The organism is Streptomyces sp. CT34 (assembly GCF_000805335.1).
GTDB lineage: Bacteria > Actinomycetota > Actinomycetes > Streptomycetales > Streptomycetaceae > Streptomyces.
In genome coordinates this window covers 3,152,812-3,162,068 of record NZ_KN708638.1, presented here as the reverse complement: position 1 = coordinate 3,162,068, position 9,257 = coordinate 3,152,812, and the positions used below count along the sequence as shown (strand labels likewise).

Annotated in this window: 5 protein-coding genes; 1 reads left to right on the top strand and 4 read right to left on the bottom strand. The window is 75.5% G+C overall.

The window, feature by feature from the left end; translation table 11 throughout:
- The coding region (locus tag RZ84_RS13810; RefSeq protein ID WP_241777695.1) for a YfhO family protein at positions 1 to 1,975 on the bottom strand (1,975 nt) is incomplete at its 3' end.
- A gap of 129 nt (positions 1,976 to 2,104) precedes the next feature.
- On the opposite strand from RZ84_RS13810, the gene RZ84_RS35025 reads away from it, so the two are divergent.
- Entirely contained in the window at positions 2,105 to 4,060 is a 1,956-nt protein-coding gene (locus RZ84_RS35025) for a glycosyltransferase family 2 protein (protein WP_052229930.1), read from the top strand.
- A 233-nt stretch (positions 4,061 to 4,293) separates the two neighbouring features.
- On the opposite strand, the gene galE is transcribed toward RZ84_RS35025, so the two are convergent.
- The 3 genes from galE to RZ84_RS39725 all read right to left on the bottom strand — a co-directional run.
- A complete protein-coding gene (gene galE, locus RZ84_RS13800) occupies positions 4,294 to 5,280 on the bottom strand; it encodes a UDP-glucose 4-epimerase GalE (RefSeq protein WP_043264569.1) in 987 nt (328 codons plus the stop codon).
- A gap of 45 nt (positions 5,281 to 5,325) precedes the next feature.
- Positions 5,326 to 7,014: a glycosyltransferase family 2 protein gene (locus RZ84_RS13795; protein WP_043264568.1), complete on the bottom strand. Its 1,689-nt coding sequence runs from the start codon at positions 7,012 to 7,014 to the stop codon at positions 5,326 to 5,328.
- A gap of 272 nt (positions 7,015 to 7,286) precedes the next feature.
- The coding region (locus RZ84_RS39725; RefSeq protein ID WP_206743091.1) for a CDP-glycerol glycerophosphotransferase family protein at positions 7,287 to 9,257 on the bottom strand (1,971 nt) is incomplete at its 5' end.

Genomic DNA, 9,257 nt, shown 5'->3' with positions numbered 1-9,257 from the left:
CGGGGGGGGGGCCGCCGGCGGGCGTCAGCCGCGGCACCTCGTAGACGGCGGCGCCCAGCGCCCGCTCCTGGCGGGCGAAGACGGTGTCCGGGCCGCCGCCCGGTCCCGGCGGCGCGCCCCGCCGGACGGTCAGCAGCGGCGCCGGCCGCCCGCGGCGCACCGTGTACCGGCCGCGCGGCCCGCCCCCCGGCGGCTGCGCGAGGAAGCTTGTGACCCCCATCAGCGCCTGCCCCACCGGGTCCTCGAAGCTCAGCGTGTGCCGGCCGCGGATGTACCAGCCGGCGCCCAGGCCGTGCAGCACGCGGGCGGTGGCCACGGGCACATAGCTGCTGTAGTACGCGCCGCCCTCGCCGCCGATCAGCAGCGGATCGTTGTCGGCGAACTCGTGCGGCCCCGGATCCGTACGGGAGCGCGGCCAGTCGTCCCGGGCGGCGAGCCCGCGCCGGGTGGCCAGCGCCCCCGCGGTCAGCGTCAGCTTCGGCCGGAAGAACGGGATCTTGTCGCGGACGGCCGTCACGGAGAACGCGGTGTACGCCGAGCCGAGTACCACGGTGCCGGCCAGCGCGGCGGTCAGGGCGGTCCGGGCCCGGCCCGGCGCGCCGGCGGGCGGGGTCCGCGCGCACCGGGCCAGCCCCGTCAGCACCCCCAGCGTCACCGTGCCGCCGCCCGCCACCACGATCCAGGTCGAGCGGCCCACCGCCGCCTCGTCGCGGCACCACCACGCCAGCACCGCCACCGCCGCCGCCCCCGCCGCCAGCTCCCCGGTCCGCGGCCGGTGCGCCAGCGCCAGCCAGGCGATCATCACCAGCACCCCGCTGAGGACGAAGGCGGCGCGGTAGGCGCTCCCGTTGGGCAGCGCGAAGCCGTGCCACAGCAGGATCGTCGGCCTCCAGACGAACGAGGCGCCGATCGCCGCCGCCAGCGCCGTCCACCCGATCCGTGTCCGCACCGGCACCGCCCGCACGAACGGGAAGGCCGCCACCAGCAGCAGCCCCAGCACCCCGACGAAGATGTTGGGCGCCGGCTCCCCGCCGTGCCCGCCCGGCAGCAGCTGCGCCAGCTGGGCCGTCACCGGCGGCCGGCCCCGGTAGACCGCCTCGGGCGGCTGCTGGGCGGCCCGGCTCGCCATGAGCGTGACGGTCAGCACCGGCGCCGCGAGCAGCACGCCGACCGCCGTCATGGAGGCGGCCCGCCCCGCCACCCGCAGCCGCCCGCCGGGCGGCAGGTCCCGGGCGGTCGCCAGCCGGAGGGCCAGTACGAGCCCGGTCGCCAGGGTGGCCATCGCCGCCGTGTAGAAGTTCCCCGCCCAGGCGGCGGCGACCAGCAGCGTGCCCGCCACCCACCGCACCCGCCGCAGGCACCAGTCCGCCGCGATGCCGGTCATCGGCAGCGAGACCAGCCCCCACATCCACATCGGGTCGGCGTACCCGTCGTTCAGCACCCAGGCGCACAGCCCGTACCCGACCGCCAGCAGCGCCCGCAGCACGCCGGGCCCCGGATGGAGCCGCCCCAGCAGGACGGTCATCAGCGCGGCGCCCAGCCCGATGCTCAGCAGCGTCACCAGGAACACCGGCAGGTCCACCAGGGCCCGCGGGAAGAGTCCCACGAGCCAGGAGAACGGATTCATGAGATACGTGAAGAAGTCCGCCAGGAACGGGACGCCGTACCCGCTGCCCCAATTGAAGAACAGGTCGCCGTGCCCGGTCCCGTGCATCAGGTCCCACAGCCGGGCGTGGAACGGCACGAACTGGTTGCCCAGATCGTTGACCGCACGGGAGCGCGCGCCGAACGGATAGCTGCCGTAGACCGTCAGCGCCAGGCAGTACGCCCCCATGGACAGCAGCGCCGCGAGCGCCGGCGCCGCGGCCCGCCGCAGCGCGGTGCCGGCCGGTGTGGCGCTCGCCCCGCCGGGCAGCACCCGGGCAACCTTCCGGGCCCGGACCCCCTCTTGGGGTGCGGAAGGCGTCGGGTTCACCGGCACTCCTCCAAGTCGGCAGACAGTCAACCACCGTTATATAGCTGGATGTCTCAATGGTCCGTTCTACTCCGATGGGGGCGGGGCAGGGCGAGGACCCGCAGGAAACGAACGGAGGCCACGGTTCCCGTGTCCGACAGATCCGACCACCCCGCGACCGGGGCCGCTACCGGCCCGGCCTCCACGGCACCGGCCGTCACGGTGATCGTGCCGGTCCACAACACCCGCCGCTACCTCGACCGCAGCCTCGGCTCGGTCTTCACCCAGACGCTCGACCAGCGCCGTATCGAGATCATCGCGGTCGACGACGGCTCCACCGACGACAGCGCCGCCTGGCTCGACGAGGCCGCCCGCACCCACCCCAACCTCACCGTCGTCCACCAGCCGGCCTCCGGCGGCGCCGGACGCCCCCGCAACGTCGGCCTGGACCGGGCCACCGGCGACTACGTCTTCTTCCTCGACTCCGACGACCACCTCGGCCCCGAGGCGCTGGACCGCCTCATCCGCACGGCCGAGGAGCACGGCTCCGACATCGTCTACGGCCGCATCGTCGGCGCCGGCGGTCGCGGCGCCCCCGTCGACCTGCGCACCTCCTCCGCCCGCGTCTCGGTCTTCGACTCACCCGTCTACTGGACGCTGGCCGCCTACAAGCTCTTCCGCCGCTCCTTCATCGAGGAGCACCGGCTGCGCTTCGTCGAGGGCCGGCTGCTCGGCGAGGACCTGCCCTTCGGCATCGCCGCCCTGCTCCGCGCCGGCACCGTCTCGGTCCACGCCGACTACGACTGCTACTACCTGTACGGCCGCGAGGACGATTCCAACGCCTCCCGCCAGGACCTCGACTGGCCCGAATACCTCGGCTACATCGGCACGGTCCTCGACGGCCTCGCCGACCGGGTCCCGCCCGGCCCGGACCGCGACAAGCTCCTGGTCCGGCACTTCCACGGCGAGATACTCATGCCGTTCGCGGCGGCCTACCTCGCCCGCGACGAGACCGGCCGGCGCGCCATGGCCGACGCCGCCCGCCCCCTCGTCGAGCGCTATCTCACCGACGGCGTCCTCGCCGCCCTCCCGCCCCGGCTCCGGCTGCGCGCCCACTGCCTGCGCGCCGGCCTGGACACCGAACTCGCCGCGATCCTCCGCGCCGACACCGGCACCGAACCCGGCCCGCCGCGCATCATCGAGGGTCGCGCCTACGCCGCCTACCCCTACTTCCGCGACCCGGACCACCCCATACCGGACGCCCTCTACGACCTCACCGACCGCATCGGCATACAGCAGCGCCTGACCGGCGTCGCCTGGGTCGGCGGCATGCTCCACCTGCACGGCACCGCCACCCTCCGCACCCTCGGCGCCGACACCGTCGACATCCTCCTCCGCCGCAGCGGCGCCCAGCTCACCGTCCCCGCCGACCACGCCGACGGCCACTGGCACGCCGCCCTCGACCCGGCGACCGCGGCCGGCGGTGAACCGCTGGCCGACGGCATCTGGGGCCTGAAGATCGCGGTCACCGCCCGGGACCACACCACCCCGGCCGCCACCTCAGGCGACGGGCCGGCCGGCCCGCGCGACGCCGCCCAGGGCATACGGCGGGAAGCCTGGCTCTGCCCGGAGGCCGGCGAGCAGGGCACCGACCTGGCGCCGCGCATCATCAGCCACGGCCCCGAAGGCCCCACCGTCGCCGCCCTCTTCCTCTCCACCCCGCACGGCCACCTCCACCTCGACCTGGACCACGACGGCGCCCGCCGCCCGCTCGGCGCCGACCTGCACGGCGAGGCCACCTGCACCCGCTCCGGCCGCGCCACCCTCGCCGCCGGCCTCACCCTCCCCGGCTGCCCCGCCGGCGCCGAACTCCAGCTGATCCTGCGCGACGCCACCCGCACCGTGGCCCTGCGCACCACCGTCGAACGCGCCGCCGGCGACCGCTACCGCGTCCACTCCCTCCTCCGCGGCGGCCCACCCGGCACCTGGCGCGTCGCGCTCCGCCTCACCGCCGGCGCCCTCCGCCGCGAACTCCCCGTCCGCTCCCCGGACGGCACCGGCCCCCTCCACCTCACGGTGCCGGGCAAGCGACGCCGGCGGGGGTGACGGGCGGGGGCGGGCGCATTCCGCCCACTGCGGCGCCGGTGCGTCCGGCGGCGGTCGGACTCCCCGCCTCGTCACGTCCAAAAGACTCGACAAGGACTCGTCACGTCACAGAGAACGGTCCCCACGCCGCCGATGCGGCGCGGGGACCGTGTCCCATCCGTCCGTGCGCGTCACCCGCCACAACTGCTCGGCGCCGACGGCGAGTTGACCGGCGTGCGGTGCCGGTCCCGCCGTCAGCCCCGCCGGGACTCGGGGTGGTGGTGCTGCCAGCCCGCCCACGCCGAGCTGATCATGTCGCGGACGTCGTGGTGGGCCTTCCAGCCCAGTTCGTCCGCGATGCGGTCGGCGGCGGCGACCACGCGGGCCGGGTCGCCGGGGCGGCGCGGGGTGACCTCGGGGGTGACGCCCTCGTGGCCGGTGATCTCGGCGATCAGCGCGACCATCTCGCGGACCGAAACGCCTTCGCCGCGGCCGATGTTGAGGGTCAGATCACGGACCGGGCCGGGCTCGGCGAGCTTGCGGGCGGCGGCGACATGCGCGTCGGCGAGGTCCGCGACATGGATGTAGTCGCGGATGCAGGTGCCGTCGGGGGTGTCGTAGTCGTCACCGAAGACGCGCGGCGCGGCGCCCTCGGTGAGCTTCTCGAAGACCATCGGGACGATGTTGAAGACCCCGGTGTCGGCGAGCTCGGGGGTGGCCGCGCCGGCGACGTTGAAGTAGCGCAGGCAGGCGGTGCTGATGCCGTGCGCCTTGCCCGCGGCGCGGGACATCCACTCGCCGACGAGCTTGGTCTCGCCGTACGGGTTGATCGGCACGCAGGGGGTGTCCTCTGTCACCAGGTCCACGTCGGGCATGCCGTAGACCGCGGCGGAGGAGGAGAACACGAAGCGGCCCACGCCGCCGGCGGCCATGGCCTCCAGCAGGGTCTGCAGGCCGTGGACGTTCTCGCGGTAGTAGTGGAGCGGCATCTCGACGGATTCGCCGACCTGCTTCTTGGCGGCCAGGTGGACGACATCGGTGACGCCGTGCTCGGCGATCGTGGCGTCGAGCAGCGCCCGGTCGAGGGTCGAGCCGACGACCAGCGGGACGCCCTCGGGGACCCGGCCGCGCACGCCCGTCGTCAGGTCGTCGAGGACGACGACCGTCTCGCCGGCCTCCCGCAGGGCCCGTACGACATGCGAGCCGATGTAGCCGGCACCGCCCGTGATCAAGTAAGACATGGCGCCAATCCTAGGCAGAGGAGTCAACAACAGGAGCGGACGGGGTCAGCGGCGCAGCCGGCGGGCGGCCATCCGCCAGACGCTGCGCGGGCCGGAGGCGACGCGCAGCGCCAGGGCGCCGCCGGTGGTCGCGTAGGGCTGGGCGAGCAGCACCATCTGCCGGGGGCTGGGCAGCACATGGCGGCGCAGCCCCGGGCCCACGGCGCGCAGCGAGGCGCCCAGCGTGGTGCCGTCGTCGCAGGTCAGCTCGGCCATCAGGTCCCACGGCTCGGGGTCGGCCGGGCGGGCGCCGGGCAGCGCGGTGAGCGGGGCGAGGTCCAGCGGCACCTCGGCGGTCCACGAGGAACCGTCGGCGGCGGGCGTGAGGGCGGCGGTGCGCACCGGGCCGCGGCGGTCGTCGCGGCGGCGCAGCAGCGTGACGCCGATGCGCGCCGGCCCGGCGGCGGCCAGCCGGCCGTACAGGTCGTGGACCCGCAGCCGGAGCACGCTGCCGGAGGTGCCGACGACCGGTTCGGCGTCGACGGCCACCGGCAGTCCGGCGGCCTCCCCGTCACCGGCCTCGGCCTCGGCCGCGGCCTCGCCTCCGTACCCCGCCTCGTCCCCGGCGAGGCCGTCCAGCAGGACCTCGGGCAGGTCGGCGGACCAGACGGGGCGGCCGTCGCCGTCCCGGGCGTACGGCGGCAGCAGGCGGCCGGGCCGGGCCGCGAGCTGGGTCAGCCGCTCCAGGTCCCGCGGGTCGGGGGAGGCCAGGACGACCCGGGCGAGCCAGCGGGCCGGGGCGCGGGCGGCGCGCAGCTCCGGCTCCTCGAAGGCGGCCAGGTGGTCGCGGGTCAGCCGCCACCACTCGGCGCGGTAGTCGGCGCCGCGGGTGTGCAGCTCACGGACGTACATCCGCAGGTCGTGGTCGAGGAACTTGGTGGCCGCGGCGTGCGCCAGCGCCTTGTGGCCGGCGTCCTTGAGGATCCGCAGCACGGTGCGGTGCGCCGCGATACGGGACTCCCAGTTGGCGACGTCCTTGCGGTCCAGGGAGATCGACTGCTTGGCGGCGGAGCGGCGCACGTGCCAGATGTAGACGGTGTCCGGGACCACCGCGATCCTCGGCGCCGCGGCCAGCACCCGCGCGGTGAACACGAAGTCCTCGTAGGTGAAGCGGCCCTCGGGGAAGGCGATCGCGTGCTCGGTGAGGAACGCGCGCGCATAGAGCTTGTTGACGCACAGGGTGTCGTGGACCAGCCGCGGGGCCGCGTCGGGGGTGTCGTACACGGCCGGCTCGCGGTAGAGGCCGGGCTGCCAGGGCACGTCGCGGCGGGCCGGCAGCTCGCGGCGCACGCAGGCGCCGGCGGTGACCGCGGCGTCGTGCCGCAGCGCCGCGGAGCGCAGCGCGTCGACCGCGCCCGGCGGCAGCACGTCGTCGCTGTCCAGGAACATCACGAAACGGCCGGTGGCGGCGCGGACGCCGTCGTTGCGCGGGGAGCCGCAGCCGCCGCTGTTCTCGCCGCGGTGGATCACCCGCACCCGGGGCTCGCTGCGGGCCAGCGCGTCCAGCGCGGCGCCGGTGCCGTCGGTGGAGGCGTCGTCCACCGCGATCACCTCGGTGACCGACTCCCCCTGCGCTAGCGCGGAGCGCACCGCGTCGGCGACGTGCACGGCATCGTTGAACGCGATGACGACGACGCTGACCGGCGCGTCGGGCGTGAGGGTGGGCCCAGGCTGTGACTCACGGGCTTCATTCACAGTCACTAAATCTACATTTCGTGTCGACAGCGGCTCTTGGCGCGAGCGGATCGGGCCGAGTTCTTCAGAGTCAGAGCGCGGAACCCGCCGAGCGGTTGCACCGGCCGCCCCGGTTTTTCGCCACATTGCCGTCTCGTGACCGGCCGGACGCCGAGAACGGGCCGTGCCGTGACCCGCGGGGAACGGATCCGCAGCGACGCCTGCACAAGCTGTAACGACGCGGGCGCCGGGTGATGCCGATCCGGACGCGCGCACGTGGCGCACCGTGCCGCTCACTCCAGCAGGAGCTCCGCGACCCGGCCCGCCGCACCCCCGTCGTCCAGATGACAGAACGCCTCCCGGAAGTCCGCGTACGCCCCCGCGCTCGCCCGGCCGACCGCCGGCAGATCGCCCAGCGCCTCGATCAGCTCACCGGTGGAGGAGAGCAGCGGGCCCGGCACCCGCGCCTCGAAGTCCAGCGAGAAACCGCGCAGCGTGTCCCGGTAGTGCGCCAGATCCGGCGTCAGGAACAGCATCGGGCGGCCCGTGTTGGCGAAGTCCGCGGCCAGCGACGAGTAGTCGGTCACCAGCACATCCGCCGCCAGCAGCAGCTCGGTCGCGTCCGGGTACCCGGAGACGTCGACCGCGAACGGGGCGTGGTGCGCCGGCAGCCGGTCGGCGACCAGCGGGTGGCCGCGCACCAACAGCACATGGTCATCGCCCAGCGCGCCGCGGGCCAGATCCAGATCCAGCGGCAGGTGCAGCCGGTGGTGCGACGCGTCGTACGCCAGGTGGTCGCGGGGCGTCGGCGCGTACAGGACGACCCTGCGGCCCGGCTCGACGCCCAGCTGCGCGCGCACCGCGGCGGCCACCTCGTCACGCTCCGCGGCAAGCAGCGCGTCGGTCCGCGGCAGACCGGTCTCCAGCAGCTTGCCGGAGTAGCCCAGCGCGGACCGCAGCACCGGCGTACTGGCCGCGTTCGGCGACAGCAGCACGCTCCACTGCCGGCCGAGCCGCGGACGCGGCGCCAGATGCGCCAGCCCCGAGCACAGGGTGCCCGCCAGATCGGCCCCGATCCGCTTCAGCGGCGTGCCGTGCCAGGTCTGGATCACCCGCTGCCCCGCCCGGCGCACGAACCAGCGCGGCAGATGCGTGTTCGTCACGATCCAGTGGCTGTGCGCCAGCGCACCGTGCCAGGCCGCACTGCCCACCACCACCGCCCGCGCCGTCGGAGGCACCGCGGACTGCGCGTCCCGCACCGCCCACAGATGCTCCACGTCCATCCCCCGCCGCACCAGCTCCTCATGGACCGCGCGCGGCGAATCCCCGTACGCCCGGCCGCCGAAGCTGCTGTAGAGGACGGTGTCGCGCAGCGGACGCGAGCGGTGCAGCGGATAGTGCTGCTCGCGCAGCACCCGGCGCCGGTACGGGCCCCGGTCGGTGGCCGGCAGCGCCGGACCGGCCGCCACGAACGCCTCGTCGCCCCGCACCCGGTCCAGGACGAACGGCTTGCCGCGCACCGTACGGGACGCCGGCAGCCCGTCCAGCACCGACGGCGTGAACCGCACCGGCGCGTCCAGCGGCGAGCCCGCCGCGCCCCGCTCCCGCAGATGCAGCGTCCAGCGGCCCTCGCGCAGCGGCAGCTCCCCGGCGCACGAGGGGAGCGCGGCCAGCGGCAGCGCACAGTGGAACCGGCCCTCGTCGTGGACCGCCGGGAACGCCGCCTCGACGGCGTGCGCGCAGTGCTTGAGGACCAGCTCGGGCGCGAGCGGCGCGGCGTCCGGCAGCAACCCGGCGATCAGCAGCGTGCCGTCCGTCCGCCACACCACCCGGTCCACGTACGGCTGCGGGATCCGGTCGTGCAGCACCAGGTCGCCGCCCGCGGTTGCCGCCACCACCAACTCCCTCCCGTGCGGCAGTGGTTGGGTGAACGGCTCGGAGTCGGGCGGGCAGGCGACCGGGTCCGCGGTCCCGTCGGCCAGCACCAGCTCGGCCGCCCAGCTCTCGGTGTGCGGCGGCGCCAGCACCCCCGGCCCCCCGTCCCGGGCCGGCCGGGCCGCGTCCAGCGCCTCGCCCCGCACCCGGACGGTCACCGAGCCGCCCCCACCGCCCGCGGCTCCCCCCACCGGTCCCTCCACCGGAAACGTCACCACCGTGCCCGTCCCCTGATGCGTCAGCCGCAGCGCCACCGGCTCCGGACCCGGCGCCGTCACCGTCAGCTCCACCGCCCCGGCCGCCGCCACCGGCGGCCCCGCCCCCCGCCC

Excerpts from the sequence above, each read along its gene's own strand:
- galE (WP_043264569.1), bottom strand. The coding sequence starts at position 5,280 with ATGTCTTACTTGATCACGGGCGGTGCCGGCTACATCGGCTCGCATGTC.